Genomic DNA, 14,439 nt, shown 5'->3' with positions numbered 1-14,439 from the left:
TTCACAAAATTCTATAAATCCACTACTACCAATTATACATCTTGAACCACTACCCATTATACATAATTTCCCATATATATACATGTCTTGTTTAAATTTTTCAAGTTCTTTTTCAAAAAGTAAATTTTTTGAAGCTCTAAAGCTAAAAATATCTCCAATAAATTTCATACATATTAAAGGATTTCCATTTTTTTTCAATATGTATTCTAATGTTTCTTTTTCGCTTTCAACCGATGAATTTAAATTATCTATTACTAGATCAACTCTTTCTTCTTTAATTTTTTTAGTTACTATCATTTTAGACCTCTATTTAATTTTAGTTTACTTTCTTCTAATCCTGTTACATCTAGAAGTGCAAGTTTTGCTCTTGTGTCTTTTATATTATTATTTCCATTTATTAATCCAGCTATTCTACTTCTTGCAATATTTTTTGCATTATTTATTACAGCACCTTTTTCACTTACATTAAATTCTTTAAAGGTTGAATGACTTACACCTTTAGGACTTGGAGTTGAAATATTTATGATATCTACACCATTATTACTCTTTTCTACATATACATTTGTTTTTCCATCTACTGTTATGTTTGCATATGAAAAAAATGTAGTTAAAAATGTTAGAAAAGTTAGTTTTAATGCGTGTTTCTTATCAAATTCCTCCTGTGTGTTATTAAATTAACTAATACTATCATTTTTTTGTACTTTTGTCAAATTATTCTAATATAATTAAAGCCCGAAGTAAAAAGAACATGTTCTTTCTAAATACTTCAGGCTTTAATATTATTTCTCGTCTTCTTTATACATATTTTGTGCTTTTTCTAGTATTTCTGTATAAGATAAATCTCCAGGTCTTATTTGTCCTAAATATTTAACACCTATTTTTCTAGGTTTAGGTAATTTGTCGTATCTAGAGTAAGCTTCAAAAGCTCCATCTATTTTTAAACAAGTTACTGGTATATTTAATTCTTTTGATAAGATAGCAAATATTTTCTTAAATTGACCTAATTTACCATCTTTAGTTCTTGTTCCTTCAGGGAATATGAATATATTCTTCCCTTGTTTTAAAGCAGAAGCTACATTTTCTATAGTACCTTTAATATTTCTATCTATGTCTAATAATAGTATATTACTGTGTTTAGCAAAGAATTTCATAAATGCATTCTTGAAATACCAATTTATAGCTAAAGTATATGTTTTCTCAAATACATCATTAGGTATTAATAAGCTAAGTGCTAATCCATCTACAAAACTTTCATGATTTGCTATAAATATTTGTTGTTCTTTATTAATCTTATCCATACCTTTAATATCTATTCTAAAGTATAGTTTGAATAATAGGAAGAATAAAGGTTTAAGTAATAACATTAACCAACCATCTTTTAACTCTGTTTTAGGAGCATTTTGTACTACTTCTTTCCATTGATCTGTCATTTCTGTATATCCTGATGATTTTTCAGAAATATATTTAGTTAATCCTATTAATGTTAGGTTTTCTTTAAACTCATCCTCTGACATTTTTATACCAAAGCTATTTTCAATAAATGTAAGTAATTCAACTTGATCTAATGAATCTAGACCAAATTCAACCTCTAGATTTTTATCTACTTCAGGATATTCTCCCTTCATTTTATAGATATATTCTTTAAGTATTCTGTATTCTTCACTATCAGGCTCATTTACTACTTCTTTTTTCTCAACCTTAGCTTCTCCAGAATATACATCTTTTAACATAAATCTTCTTACTTTTCCTATACGTGTTTTAGGCAATTCTTCTTCTGTAACTTTGTAATCTAATATTTTTTCATAATTATGAACAGAGCCGTTATAAAATTCAACTGCATCTTTAATATGTGCATTGATATTTGAAATATTTAATTTTTTAGCTTCTTTTCTATCTATTACTATTAATGCTGCTAATTTATCATTATGACCTAATATTCCAACTTCTTTTATTATAGGGTTAGTTGAAGACATAAATTTAATTTCTAATGTTTCAGGATCTATATTTTTACCATTAGATAAAACTATCATGGCATTTTTACGTCCAACTATAGTAATGTATCCATTGTCATCAACATCAACCATATCTCCTGTTTTGAACCATCCATCTTCAGTAATTACTTCTGCTGTTTTTTCAGGTTTATTGTAGTAACCCATCATAACTATAGGCCCTTTAACCCATAATTCTCCATCTACTACTTTAACTTCAACATTATCTACTGGTAGTCCAACTGTCCCTACCTTATATCCATGATTTGGAGTTCCTCCAGCAAGTACTGGTGATGTTTCTGTTAAACCATAACCTTCACAATAATCAAAACCTAATACATTGAAAAATTCTATAATTTCAACATCAGATTTAGCTCCTCCAGCAATTAAACTTCTTAATTTTCCTCCAAATTTATCGTGTACTTTCTTAAATACAAATTTTGAAAATTTCTTATTATTTAATTTCTTAGCTAATGAATATATAGCTCTTGTTATCCATTTTGAATCTATAGTATCTTTAATAGACTTATAGAATAATTTATATACTCTTGGAACCATAGATAACATAGTTACATCATTCTTGGCAAGTGCAGCTAAAATATTTTGGCTAGATAGCTTTTCTACTAATACAACTGAATATTGATGTTCATGATATAAATAGTAAAGGTTAGTTGCCATAAGTGGTAATATATGATGGAATGGAAGTACCGCTAATGTTTGTTCATCATCCCATGTAATATCTAAACTTCTTATAGCTCTTATTTCATGATAAATGTTTCCAAATGATAACATTACTCCTTTAGGTGCTCCTGTAGTACCTGAAGTATATAGCATTATAGCTACTTCGTCCATTTCAGGATGATTAAGAACTCTATCATCTCTTTCAATATCTGATAAAATAGTTTTATCAATAGATACATCATCAACATTAAATATCTGTATATCTCTCCCAGTTGCATCTACTGCTGCTTTTGCAACTTCATAAGTATTCTTAGAAACATACATACAAGATGCACCCGAGTCATTTAAGAAGTATTCTACTTCTTCTTTAGTTGACATAGCGTCAACAGTAACAGGGACTAAATGTTTATCCCATAATGAATAAAAAGCATAGAACCATTCTGTTCTATTTTCCATCATTATTACACTAAAAGTCTTTGGAGGCCTTTCAGTAACTACATATTTCGAGTAGTATTTAATAGTATTTACTAATTGTGTATGACTAATTTTTGTACCATCAAAATCTACTATCGCAAGTCTATCAGATTTATTTAAAAACATTGTCTTTTTCCTTTCTTCCTCTTAAATTTTAATCCCCCTATATATATAACTAGTTATACATATCTCTTGATTTACTAACTATTTCCTCATAACTTAAATTATCCGGATTAACTACACCTAAATAACTAACTGTTATTTTCTTAGGTTTTGGAAATTTATCATATCTTGAATAAGCTTCAAAAGCTCCATCTATTTTTAAACAAGTTACTTTTACATTCATTTCTTTTGAGATTATAGCAAAAGTTTTTTTAAATGATGATAAAGTTCCATCTTTAGTTCTTGTACCTTCTGGGAATATGAATACATTCTTCCCTTGTTTTAATATTGATGCAATTTCTTCAATACTTTCTTTAATATTGCCATCAATATCTAATAAAACTACATTAGTTTCTTTGGCAAATTTTTTCATCAATTTATTCTTAAAGTACCAATCTATAGCTAAAGAATAAGTTTTTTTAGCTACTTTTCTTGGTAATAGTAAATTTAGTGCCAGAGCATCTATAAAACTAGCATGATTAGCAATGAATATCTGTGGTTCATCTAATATATTTTCCTTACCTTTAATACTTAGTCTAAAGTATATCTTAAATATTAACCATCCTAAAGGTCTAAGTATTCTAATACCTTTACCACTGTCAAGTTTTTTGATAGGGGCGTGTTCTATTATATCTTTCCATTGATCCTTTGTTTCTACAAAACTATCGGATTTACTTTTAACAAGTTTAGCTAGACTTATTAAACTAATATTTTCTTTAAATTCCTCATCAGTTAATTTTGTTCCAAAACTTCTTTCAATAAAAGAAAGTAATTCTACCTGATCTAATGAATCTAAACCAAACTCTATCTCTAAATTCATATCAGGTTCTGGATATTCATTTTTCATATTATATATATATTCTTTAAGAACCCTATATTCTAACATATCTGGTTCTTCTATTTTTTCCTTTTTTTCATTTTGATTTTGTCCAAGATATATATCTTTTAACATAAATCTTTTTAACTTACCTATACGTGTTTTAGGTAGTTCCGTTTCTGTCATCTTATATTCCAATATCTTTTCATAACCATGAGATTTAGCGTTATAGAAAGATATTGCATCATCTATGTATGATTTAATATTTGTAATGTTTTTTTCTTTTACTTTTCTATTATCTATAACTATTAAAGCTACAAGTTTGTCATTTTTTGCAAAAATTCCTACTTCTTTAATAATTTCATATGAATATTCTAATAATCTATCTTCAAGTTTTTCAGGATCTATATTTTTCCCATTAGATAAAACTATCATAGAGTTTTTTCTACCCTTAATAGTTATGTATCCTTCTTCATCTATTTCTGCTAAATCACCTGTTTTAAACCACCCATCCTCAGTTATGACTTTAGCAGTTTCTTCAGGTTTGTTATAGTATCCCTTCATAACTATAGGCCCTTTTACCCAAAGTTCTTCATCTACTAATTTAACTTCTATATTATCTACTTTTTTACCTACGGTACCATTTTTCTTCCCATGTTTTGTTGTTGAACATGCTATAACCGGGGAAGTTTCACTTAAACCATAGCCTTCAAAATATTCTATACCTATAGTATCGAAAAAATCTGCTATTTCTTTATCTGTTTTAGCTCCACCTGATATTACCCTAGTTAATTTACCACCGAATAATTCATGAATTTTCTTAAATACTCTTCTTGAAAACCTAATATTATTGGCTCTTTGAACTAGTTTAAATAGGTGTTTTGTTGTAACTTTAGAATCTATCTTACTTTTTATTGAGCTATAAAACATCTTATATACCCTTGGAACCATAGATAATATAGTTACATCATTTTCTTTTAACGCTTTTAAAATATCTTGACTTGAAAGCTTGTCTATAAATACCATAGAAAATTGATTGCTATAATGCATGAATAATAAGTTGGTAGTCATTAATGGAAGTATATGATGAAAAGGTAGTCCACACAGTACCTGTTCATTTTCTTCTGTTATCATTAATGATTTTATAGATTCTATCTGAGCTTCTATATTATTAAAAGTTAACATTACTCCTTTAGGATTTCCTGTAGTACCAGAAGTATATAGCATTATAGCTAATTCTTCTCCTTCTGGATGTTTTAAAATACTATCATCCCTAGAGAGCTCATTTAGTTTATTTTCATCTATAACTACACTATCAATATTTACTATTGTCATCTCTTTATTCAAAATATCTATTGCTTCTTTAGCCTTACCATAGCTTTTATTAGAAACATAGATACTGGTTGCATCCGAATCTTTGATGAAATATATTATTTCATCTATACTAGATTCTGAATCTATTACTAATGGGATATTCTTTTTATCCCAAATTGCATAGAAAGTATATACCCATTCCTTTCTATTTTCCATCATTATAATATTAAAATTTTGTATATTTTTTGTATCTTTTACTACAAATTTTGAAAAATATTTAACATTATCAACCAATTTACTATGACTTACTTTATTTCCTTTAGAATCGACTAAAGCCAATCTATCTGATTTCTGTAAGAACATATATAACTCCTCCTAAATAATTTGGCAAATTATCTTTTTCTACCTATTTGCCCAAATCCTGGTATGTTACCAGAATTAAACATTTTCATCATTTGTTTCATTTGTTCAAATTGCTTAAGTAATTTATTAACCTGTGTTACATCAGTACCAGATCCTTTAGCAATTCTAACTTTTCTACTTCCAACTTTTAATAAGTTAGGATTTCTTCTTTCCTCTAGTGTCATAGAATATATTATTGCTTCTACTTTTTTCATTTCTTTTTCTGCACCATTTAAGTCTATTTCACCTATGGCACCCATACCTGGTAACATTTTTAGTATTCCACCTAATGATCCCATTCTTTTAATCATTTTGAATTGTTTTAGGAAGTCTTCAAAATCAAATTGATTTTTTCTAAATTTTGCTTCCATTTCACGTGCTTCTTTTTCATCTATAGCGTCTTTAGCTTTTTCAACCAAAGAAACTACATCTCCCATACCAAGTATTCTACTTGCAAGTCTTTCAGGATGGAAAACTGATATATCATCAAGTTTTTCACCTTCAGAAATATATTTAATAGGTTTACCTGATATTTCTTTAATAGAAAGAGCAGCTCCTCCACGTGTATCTCCATCAAGTTTAGTTACAACTACTCCTGTAATATCTAAACTATCATTAAATGTCTTTGCAACATTTACAGCATCTTGTCCTGTCATACCATCTACTACTAATAGTATTTCTGTTGGATTTACTTTAGCTTTAACATCCTGTAATTCCTTCATAAGATTTTCATCTATATGTAATCTACCTGCAGTATCTATTAATACATAGTCTGCTGATTCTTTTTTTGCTTCTAATAATCCATTTTCAACTATTTCTAATACATTTTGACTATCTTCTATAGTATAGAAAGGAACTCCTATTTGATTTGCAAGTACCATTAATTGTTTTTTAGCTGCAGGTCTATATACGTCAGCTCCTATTAAAAATGGTTTTGCTTTTTCTTTTTTTAGTAATTTTGATAATTTACCTGCAAAGGTAGTTTTACCTGCCCCTTGTAAACCTGCTAACATAATTATAGTTGGTTTACTCTGAGCTTTATTTAAGGCAGTATTTTGACCACCTAAAACTTCTACTAATTCATCATTTATTATTTTTATAAATTGTTGTCTTGGATTTACTCCTTTAATTACTTCTTGTCCTTGTGCTTTTTCTTTAATTCTTGAAACAAAGTTCTTAACTACTGTGTAGTTAACATCTGCTTCAAGTAAAGCAAGTCTTACTTCTCTTAATGCCTCAGTAATATTACTTTCTGTAATCTTACTTTGACCAGATAACTTTTTAAAAGTTTCCTGTAATTTATCACTTAAGCCTTTAAACATTAATTTACACCTTCTTCGTATTCTCTAATCATTTTATCTAAATTTTCTTTTGAGAAATTATCTCTTAACCATTTCAAATTAATTATTATATTCTCTTCTCTTTCCATAACTCCAAGTAAACTTTCATATTTATCTAGCTGTTTACATCCTCTTTTAATGTTATCGAAAACTGCCTGTCTACTTACATTAAAAGCTTCTGCTATTTCTGTTAATGAATTATCCTCCTCTAAATATGCAGATAAGTACTTTTTCTGTTTATCAGAAAAAAGTTCCTTGTAATATATGAATAGTATTGAGTACTTTATATATTCTTCTATTTCTTTCATACACATATTTTACACTATTTACCGTTTTTTTACAACAATTAAGTGTTTTTGATTTAATAGCTTTGCTGTGGTATAATAATAAAAAAGAGAAAGGAATATATATTATGAAAAAATTTTTATTAACATTATCATTATTAGTAAGCGTTTCATCTTTTGGTGCCTATGTAGAAGGTCCTAGAGTTAAAGTTGAAGGTGGAGTTGGTGTTGGAAAGGCTGATGAAGTTATATTACCATTAAATGTTGCAATTTTACCTGAATGGAGAAGTGAAATTAGACATGATATTAATGTGGCCTTTGGACCTAAATTTACTGTAGTTGCAGGACCACAAATCAAGAAAATGTATTATTCTGGAGCAAAAGTTAGAGCTTTAATAGGTGCTGAAGTTCATGTAAACTTTAAAATTACTGAAAAAATATCAGGTTTTGTTGGAGCTGAAGCCGGTATAGGTGGGGGATCTGATGTATCTAGTAACGGTGAAAAAAATGCTGTATTTGATGGTCTTGGATTAGTATCTGGTGGAATTAAAGTTAATGAAAGATACAATATTGGAGCATATGTTGGATATGGTAAGGGTAATTTTGGTATACAGGCTGGATATACTTTTTAATTAAATTTGGAGCTATTTTTTTATAGCTCCAATTTTTAATGTTTTTAAATATTCTTTTTTGCCTTTTTCTACCTTTAAACTTTCTCTTATTTTCTGTATAGTCTTGTTATGTACCCAGACATTCTCTATTTCTTTGTTTTCTAAACATATTAACACCTCTTCTTCATGTTTAGAATAACATTCTGCAAAGTACCAAGCTATAGCAATGTTAATATAGTATTCATCTCTTTTTATTTTAGATAGTCTTTTTATATGCTCTATTTTAAAATTTTGTTTGATGAAATTAGTAATTAATACTACTATGGCAAATCTAACAGTGAAAGTATGATCTGATTTTAACCAATCAAATATCTTTTTTTCTACTATTTCTGGATATTTTTTAGATATCTTCCCCATCCCTATATCACAAATTGGCCAATTATCTATGTATTTTAATACTTTTTCTGTTTTATCTATTAAGATATTAATATCCTTTTCATTATCAAGTAAATACATATGAATTTGATATTCCTCTAGATATTTATGTGGAAGTTTTTCTAAATATTCTTCTACATATTCTCTGTCTTCTTTATATATTTCCTTAGCATATTTTCTAAGTTCAGGTACTCTTACTCCAATTATTTTATCTTCATCTAATGTAGGATTTAATTTTTTGGTAAATTCTTTGTATTTTTCTTCTTGTTTAGAAAAAAGAAAACTTTTAATTTTATCCATTTTTTTTAACCTTATGAATAAGTAAGCTTAGTAAAAATGCAATTAAAGTAGGAACTATCCATCCTAAGTCTACTTTATAGAAAGGAAGGTAAGAAAATATTGGGTCTAATATATGGTTAACATATCCGTTTAATACCATCCCTATACTAAAGATAGCTGTTATATATATAGTAATCTTAAATACTAGTCTTGAATTATCAAAGTAACTTGAAAATAGACCAAGTAATATTAAAACTAAAGAAACAGGATATATAGATAAAAGTATTGGTATAGATATTTTTAATATAGTTTGTAATCCAAAGTTAGCTAAAGCAAATGATATTAAAATATATAGTATTGCCCATTTTCTATATGAAATCTTAGGATAAGTGTGATGAAAATACTGACCTATAGATGTTATTAAACCAACACTAACTGATAAACAAGCTATAAAAAAAATAGCTCCTAAAATCAATGTTCCAATTATTCCATAATTCATTTTTATTACATTTACTAATATATCTGCTCCTGTTTTTGTATCAGGAAAAATTCCTGCTGTTGATGCACCTATATATGTAAGCATAGAATAAACTATAAATAGTATAAATCCTGCTACTATACCTGTTTGTGTCGTTATTTTGGTAATTTTTTTTTCATCTTTTATACCTAAGCTCTTTATTGAAAATGCTATAGTAATACCAAAGTTTAAACCTGCAAGAGCATCCATAGTATTATATCCCTGAAGAAATCCCTTTACAGAAGGACCTGTGGCATAATCTCCTATAGGAGATGTAAGATTAAGTGGTTTAAATACTACTCCTAAAAACATTATTAGTATAAGTAATAATAATGTTGGCGTAAGTATTTTACCTAAAGTTGTTACTATTTTTTTAGGATTCATAGATAAATAATATACTATAGAGAAAAATATTATGGTATATATTAGTCTATATATTACTATGTCATTTATATTCGAAATATATGGTAGTATTGCAATTTCAAATGAAAGTGACCCATTTCTTGGTATGGCAAGTCCAGGCCCTATAGTTAAATATATAGATGTTGTAAATATTAATGTAAATAATGGTCCTACCATATTAGAAAACTTATTTATATCTCCAAATTTAGAAATGGCTATAACTCCTAAGATAGGGAAAATTATTGCTGTTATTGAGAAAAATAGTAATGCTATTATTGAATTTGTCCCTGCCTCCTTGCCTAAAAATGGTGGAAAAATTAAATTTCCTGCTCCAAAATACAGCCCAAAAATCATTATACTTATATATCTAAAATCTTTTTTTGATAAACTCTTCATAAACTCTCCTTTCTTATTTTGTTATTATACAAAAATTAAATAATTTGGTCAATGTTTTTTTGTTTGGAAAAAAACAGTAAATCAAATGATTTACTGCCTATTTGTTAGAACTTCTAACACTCTTCCAAATACTAGGTGAGAATAAAAATACTACTGGCAATATTTCTAATCTTCCTACTAACATATTTATACTTAGTATAATTTTTGAAAAAGATGAAAACTTTGCAAAATTTTCAACTGGTCCTACTGCACCAAGTCCTGGTCCTGTATTACCTAATGTAGTTAGTACAGCAGTTACTGTAGTTTCAAAATCAAAATTGTTTAAAGATATTAGCATTATTGATAATACGCATATTAAACAATAAAGTATTATGAATATTAAAGTTCCATGTCTTACATCTAATTCTATTTTCTTATTATCTATACTTAAAAGATTAACTATTCTTGGATTAATTAGCTTTTTAATAGATAGCTTTATTTCTTTAAATAGTATCAATACTCTTGATACTTTTATTCCTCCACCTGTAGAACCTGCACAAGCTCCCATTATCATTAATAGAACTAATAATATCTTACTATAGCTAGGCCATAAATTGAAATCCTGTGTAACAAATCCTGTAGTAGTTATTATTGCACTAACCTGGAATAGGGCTGCTCTAAAAGCTTGTTCTATAGTATCAAAACTGTTTTTAATATTGAAGGTAATAGTTGCTACCGCAAATATTATTATTCCTATATAGTATCTTAATTCTTCATTTTTAAATACATAGGTAAAGTTTCTAATTAATAAGTAGAAATATATATTAAAGTTTATACCAAATAAAAGCATAAATATCGACATTACATATTCTATATATGCACTGTTAAAGGCCGCAATAGATGCATTTCTTGTTGAAAATCCACCTGTACCAGCTGTTGAGAAGGCATGAAGCATTGCTTCATATAGGCTCATCTTACCTAGCATTAGTAATATTACCTCTACTAAAGTAAGCATAAAGTAAATTCCATATAGTATCATAGCTGTTTTTTTAGCCTTAGGCACTAACTTTCCTACAGTAGGCCCTGGAACTTCTGCTCTTAATAAATGCATAGCACTTCCATCAGTTAAAGGAATTACTGCAAGTACGAACACTAGAACTCCCATACCTCCTATCCAGTGAGTAAAAGATCTCCAAAATAGCATAGATTTAGATAATACTTCTATATCCGTTAATATTGTAGATCCAGTTGTAGTGAATCCTGAAACAATCTCAAAAAAAGCATCTATATACTTAGGTGTATATGACAATACATAAAGGGGTATTGCTCCTATTAGTGACCAAAGTATCCAAATAAATGAAATTATTAATAGACTTTCCTTTGTATAGAATTTATGATGCTCAGGCTTTATTTTAGACAAAAGGAAGGTAACTAGAGTTACTATTATAGAAAGAGCTAAGAATAAAAAGGCATCTTTTTCTTTATAGTAAAAACCAACTAACGCTGGTAATATCAGTAATATTCCTTCTATCATTACTATTTTTGATATTATATTTATCATAAATTTTTTATTCATTAATTACCACCTAAAATATCATTTAGATTAGTTATTCTCTTTTTAATTGCTATGACTATTATAGTATCAAAATGCTTTAATGAAAGATTTCCATCAGCTATTATGAACTGACCATCTCTAACTACCCCAGCTATTATTATACCTTTTTCAAGTTTTAAGTCTTTTAAAGGTATATCAGTGTAGTTAAATGTTTCATTTATTTTAAATTCTAAGGCCTCTACCTTATTTGAAACTATTCTATGAACAGAATCTGCAGAAATTTGTCCTTTATTTTTTATAGATCTTACATATTTTAATATACTACCTGTAATTACATCTCTAGGTGTAAATACATTATCTAAACCAATTTTTTTAACTAACTGTAAATACGTAGGTTGATTCACCTTAGTAATTACCTTATTAATATTTTGTGTTTTAGCATAAAGTGAAAGTATAATATTTATTTCATCATTACCTGTTAATGAAACAAAGGCATCAGTATTTAATATTCCTTCTTCTTCAAGTAATGTTTGATTTGTAGCATCTCCACAAATTATTGTAACCTGAGGTAAAAGTTCTGCTAATTCCTCACATACATGTATATCTGAATCTATAACCTTAATATCTAATCCCATTTTTATTAATTCATTACATAAGTAATATGATATCTTACCTCCACCAACAATAACTACATTGCTAGTAATTTGTTCTGAACTGTCTATTATTCCTACAATTTTAGGTATTTCTTTATTACTTGATATTAAGTGTAACATATCACCTTTTTCAAGTTTAAAATCTCCACTAGGTACAAATACTTCATTTTCTCTCTCTACTGCGCATACTAACATCTTTATAGAATAGTTCTTATATATCTCAGAAAGTTTTAAATCTATTAATTTATTACCTTCTTCTATTCTAAAAGATAGTACATCTACCAATCCTTTAGATAAGGTATCTATTTTAAAATTACCTATAAACTTAAATTGATTAGCTATTTCATTTGCAGTTCTAAGTTCTGGATTTATAGCATAATCTATATTAAGATTTCTTTTAATAAAGTCTCTTTGTTTTGCATATTCTTTTCCTCTTATTCTTGCAACAACATTTTTAACTCCTAGCCTTTTAGACAACATACAACAAACTATGTTTAATTCATCACTAGATGTAACTGCAATAAGTAAATCAGAATCCTTTACTCCAGCTTCAGTTAATACAGCTTCATTAATCCCATCTCCATTAATACATAAAACATCAGACTTATTATTTAAATCTTCTAGATTTGATATCTTCTTATCTATTACTGTAATATCATGTCCTTCAGATTGTAGCTGTTCTATTAACGAATTTCCAACATTACCATTACCTACAACAATAACTTTCATTAATACTCCTTTAAGTTAAAACTGCACCTAGGTGCAGTTTTTATTAATTTTCTATATTTCTAATTAAATCTCCTAATATTCCATTTATGAAACCTTTAGTATTTTCATCTCCATAAGTTTTAGCAAGTTCTACTGCTTCATTAATAACTATTTCATGTCCTATTTTTTCTACTAATATTTCATAAAAAGACATTTTTAATATTACTTTTTCTGGAGTTGCAAGTCTTGAAAAAGTCCATCCTTTAACTCTTTCACTTATTTTTTTAACTATTTCTTCTTCATTTAACATAAAATTATCTAAGTAGTTTTCAAAAAATTCTTTTTTCGCTTTACTCATTTTTAAAGTTTCAAGAACTTCTAATTTTCTATCTGAGATATTACTACCAACAACTTCATGTTCAAATAGTATTTTAAATATTTCATCTCTTACTTCTCTTTGAGTCATTTTCTTCTCCGTTCCTAAAATTCAGGTGTAGTTTCAACTATTTCATCATCACTTAATTTATTTAATGTTACATCTTCTACTGTAACTGTATCAAATATTTTTTCTTGATTAATTTTTACTATTTTTAAGCTTACATCTTTAACTACAACACCTGTCATAAGTACAACATATTCTTTTAATTCATTTTGTAATGTTGCTAATCTATCATTTAAATTTTCTATATTATATGTTTCAACACTTGCATTTATCAATATTTTTGAAAAATATGAATGAGATGCAACTTTAGCTGATTTTATTAAAGGTTTTTGTTCTAAGAAAACTTTTGATATTTCATTAATAGTATTTAAATCAACTTCTACTTTCCCTGATTTTCCTTGTGATTTAACTACTTTTGGTTTTTTAAATAGTTTTTCTACATATGATAAGAATAATATAGCTAAATAACCTATGGCTATAAATCCTACAAATTTTAAATATCCTAAATACGGAGTTACTAACTCAAAGTAATTTGTATAAAAGAAAGTATCTGAAATAGCAACATATCCTGATAATATTAATGCTGCAAAGAAAATTGCTTTAATTAATCCTACTAAAAATCTAAACATTGCCTTCCTCCTCTTTTACTGTTTTAACTATATTAGTTACTTTTACGTTTACTTCATTTACTTTTATATTAGTCAATTTTTCCACATTTTTTTTAACTACTTCTTGGAAGTTTGCTACAACTTGAACTATATTTTTACCAAATTCAACAACTATACCTAGATCTATAACACATTCTGTTTCTCCAAGTTCTACATCAACAAATTTTACATTCCCCAATTTAGTTAAGTTTTTAAGTATATTTATTCCTTCAACTTTGCTTGTTTTATCTGAGATTCCAACTACCCCATCAACTTCTGAAACACTTTCTAAAACTATATCCGTAATTACATTCGGAGATATTTCTATTCTACCAAAATTATTCATAATATTC

14 protein-coding genes and 1 pseudogene are annotated in these 14,439 nt (G+C 27.3%); 2 read left to right on the top strand and 13 right to left on the bottom strand.

Features of this window, described 5'->3' with window-relative positions; genetic code table 11:
• Both AYC60_RS05420 and AYC60_RS09630 read right to left on the bottom strand, forming a co-directional pair.
• A pseudogene (locus AYC60_RS05420) lies at window positions 1-297 on the bottom strand (Imm49 family immunity protein); the annotation flags it as partial.
• The gene (locus AYC60_RS09630; RefSeq protein WP_082762578.1) at window positions 294-584 is read right to left on the bottom strand and encodes a two-partner secretion domain-containing protein; all 291 of its coding nucleotides are present in this window, start codon (window positions 582-584) and stop codon (window positions 294-296) included. The pseudogene AYC60_RS05420 and the gene AYC60_RS09630, both read right to left, overlap by 4 nt.
• On the opposite strand from AYC60_RS09630, the gene AYC60_RS08670 reads away from it, so the two are divergent.
• Window positions 523-678: a hypothetical protein gene (locus AYC60_RS08670; RefSeq protein WP_156447685.1), complete on the top strand. Its 156-nt coding sequence runs from the start codon at window positions 523-525 to the stop codon at window positions 676-678. The two genes, AYC60_RS09630 and AYC60_RS08670, sit on opposite strands and share 62 nt — an antisense overlap.
• Before the next feature lie 101 nt (window positions 679-779).
• On the opposite strand, the gene AYC60_RS05415 is transcribed toward AYC60_RS08670, so the two are convergent.
• The 4 genes from AYC60_RS05415 to ylxM are packed head-to-tail and all read right to left on the bottom strand — an operon-like array spanning window position 780 to window position 7,486.
• Window positions 780-3,269 carry an AMP-binding protein gene (locus AYC60_RS05415; RefSeq protein WP_067322150.1) on the bottom strand — a complete coding sequence of 830 codons (2,490 nt, stop codon included), beginning with the start codon at window positions 3,267-3,269 and terminating at the stop codon, window positions 780-782.
• 49 nt (window positions 3,270-3,318) lie between these two features.
• The gene (locus AYC60_RS05410) at window positions 3,319-5,799 is read right to left on the bottom strand and encodes an AMP-binding protein (RefSeq protein WP_067322148.1); all 2,481 of its coding nucleotides are present in this window, start codon (window positions 5,797-5,799) and stop codon (window positions 3,319-3,321) included.
• 29 nt (window positions 5,800-5,828) lie between these two features.
• Window positions 5,829-7,160 carry a signal recognition particle protein gene (gene ffh, locus AYC60_RS05405; RefSeq protein WP_067322146.1) on the bottom strand — a complete coding sequence of 444 codons (1,332 nt, stop codon included), beginning with the start codon at window positions 7,158-7,160 and terminating at the stop codon, window positions 5,829-5,831.
• On the bottom strand, window positions 7,160-7,486 hold the full coding sequence (gene ylxM, locus AYC60_RS05400) for a YlxM family DNA-binding protein (RefSeq protein ID WP_067322152.1): 327 nt from the start codon (window positions 7,484-7,486) through the stop codon (window positions 7,160-7,162). Before ylxM ends, ffh begins: the two co-directional genes overlap by 1 nt.
• 104 nt (window positions 7,487-7,590) lie before the next feature.
• Between ylxM and AYC60_RS05395 the strand changes: the two genes are divergently transcribed.
• Window positions 7,591-8,094, top strand: a complete 504-nt coding sequence (locus AYC60_RS05395; RefSeq protein ID WP_067322143.1) for a hypothetical protein — start codon at window positions 7,591-7,593, stop codon at window positions 8,092-8,094.
• A 12-nt stretch (window positions 8,095-8,106) separates the two neighbouring features.
• Here the strand turns inward: AYC60_RS05395 and AYC60_RS05390 are convergent, their stop codons facing one another.
• The 7 genes from AYC60_RS05390 to AYC60_RS05360 all read right to left on the bottom strand — a co-directional run bounded on the left by AYC60_RS05390 (window position 8,107) and on the right by AYC60_RS05360 (window position 14,432).
• The gene (locus AYC60_RS05390; protein WP_067322140.1) at window positions 8,107-8,808 is read right to left on the bottom strand and encodes a DNA alkylation repair protein; all 702 of its coding nucleotides are present in this window, start codon (window positions 8,806-8,808) and stop codon (window positions 8,107-8,109) included.
• Window positions 8,801-10,102, bottom strand: coding sequence for a branched-chain amino acid transport system II carrier protein (brnQ, locus tag AYC60_RS05385; protein ID WP_067322137.1), 1,302 nt, complete (start codon window positions 10,100-10,102; stop codon window positions 8,801-8,803). The genes AYC60_RS05390 and brnQ overlap by 8 nt, the downstream gene beginning before the upstream one ends.
• Before the next feature lie 97 nt (window positions 10,103-10,199).
• Window positions 10,200-11,657, bottom strand: coding sequence for a TrkH family potassium uptake protein (locus AYC60_RS05380; RefSeq protein ID WP_067322134.1), 1,458 nt, complete (start codon window positions 11,655-11,657; stop codon window positions 10,200-10,202).
• On the bottom strand, window positions 11,657-13,018 hold the full coding sequence (trkA, locus tag AYC60_RS05375) for a Trk system potassium transporter TrkA (RefSeq protein WP_067322132.1): 1,362 nt from the start codon (window positions 13,016-13,018) through the stop codon (window positions 11,657-11,659). Before trkA ends, AYC60_RS05380 begins: the two co-directional genes overlap by 1 nt.
• Before the next feature lie 43 nt (window positions 13,019-13,061).
• Complete coding sequence (gene nusB / locus AYC60_RS05370; RefSeq protein ID WP_067322129.1) at window positions 13,062-13,463, bottom strand: transcription antitermination factor NusB; 402 nt, start codon at window positions 13,461-13,463, stop codon at window positions 13,062-13,064.
• 14 nt (window positions 13,464-13,477) lie between these two features.
• Window positions 13,478-14,068 (bottom strand): Asp23/Gls24 family envelope stress response protein, encoded by a 591-nt coding sequence (locus AYC60_RS05365; protein WP_067322126.1) that lies wholly within the window; start codon window positions 14,066-14,068, stop codon window positions 13,478-13,480.
• On the bottom strand, window positions 14,061-14,432 hold the full coding sequence (locus tag AYC60_RS05360) for an Asp23/Gls24 family envelope stress response protein (RefSeq protein WP_067322118.1): 372 nt from the start codon (window positions 14,430-14,432) through the stop codon (window positions 14,061-14,063). The genes AYC60_RS05365 and AYC60_RS05360 overlap by 8 nt, the downstream gene beginning before the upstream one ends.
• Window positions 14,433-14,439 lie beyond the last annotated feature (7 nt).

Source organism: Streptobacillus felis (assembly GCF_001559775.1).
In the GTDB taxonomy this organism is placed as follows: Bacteria; Fusobacteriota; Fusobacteriia; order Fusobacteriales; family Leptotrichiaceae; genus Streptobacillus; species Streptobacillus felis.
The sequence above is the reverse complement of the archived record's forward strand: the minus strand, read 5'-3'. Positions and strand labels throughout refer to the sequence as shown.

Coding starts and splice junctions, on each gene's coding strand:
- AYC60_RS05380 (WP_067322134.1), bottom strand. CDS start 11,657: ATGAATAAAAAATTTATGATAAATATAATATCAAAAATAGTAATGATA.
- ylxM (WP_067322152.1), bottom strand. CDS start 7,486: ATGAAAGAAATAGAAGAATATATAAAGTACTCAATACTATTCATATAT.
- AYC60_RS05395 (WP_067322143.1), top strand. CDS start 7,591: ATGAAAAAATTTTTATTAACATTATCATTATTAGTAAGCGTTTCATCT.
- brnQ (WP_067322137.1), bottom strand. CDS start 10,102: ATGAAGAGTTTATCAAAAAAAGATTTTAGATATATAAGTATAATGATT.
- AYC60_RS05410 (WP_067322148.1), bottom strand. CDS start 5,799: ATGTTCTTACAGAAATCAGATAGATTGGCTTTAGTCGATTCTAAAGGA.
- ffh (WP_067322146.1), bottom strand. CDS start 7,160: ATGTTTAAAGGCTTAAGTGATAAATTACAGGAAACTTTTAAAAAGTTA.
- AYC60_RS05390 (WP_067322140.1), bottom strand. CDS start 8,808: ATGGATAAAATTAAAAGTTTTCTTTTTTCTAAACAAGAAGAAAAATAC.
- nusB (WP_067322129.1), bottom strand. CDS start 13,463: ATGACTCAAAGAGAAGTAAGAGATGAAATATTTAAAATACTATTTGAA.
- trkA (WP_067322132.1), bottom strand. CDS start 13,018: ATGAAAGTTATTGTTGTAGGTAATGGTAATGTTGGAAATTCGTTAATA.
- AYC60_RS05415 (WP_067322150.1), bottom strand. CDS start 3,269: ATGTTTTTAAATAAATCTGATAGACTTGCGATAGTAGATTTTGATGGT.
- AYC60_RS05365 (WP_067322126.1), bottom strand. CDS start 14,068: ATGTTTAGATTTTTAGTAGGATTAATTAAAGCAATTTTCTTTGCAGCA.
- AYC60_RS05360 (WP_067322118.1), bottom strand. CDS start 14,432: ATGAATAATTTTGGTAGAATAGAAATATCTCCGAATGTAATTACGGAT.
- AYC60_RS08670 (WP_156447685.1), top strand. CDS start 523: ATGATATCTACACCATTATTACTCTTTTCTACATATACATTTGTTTTT.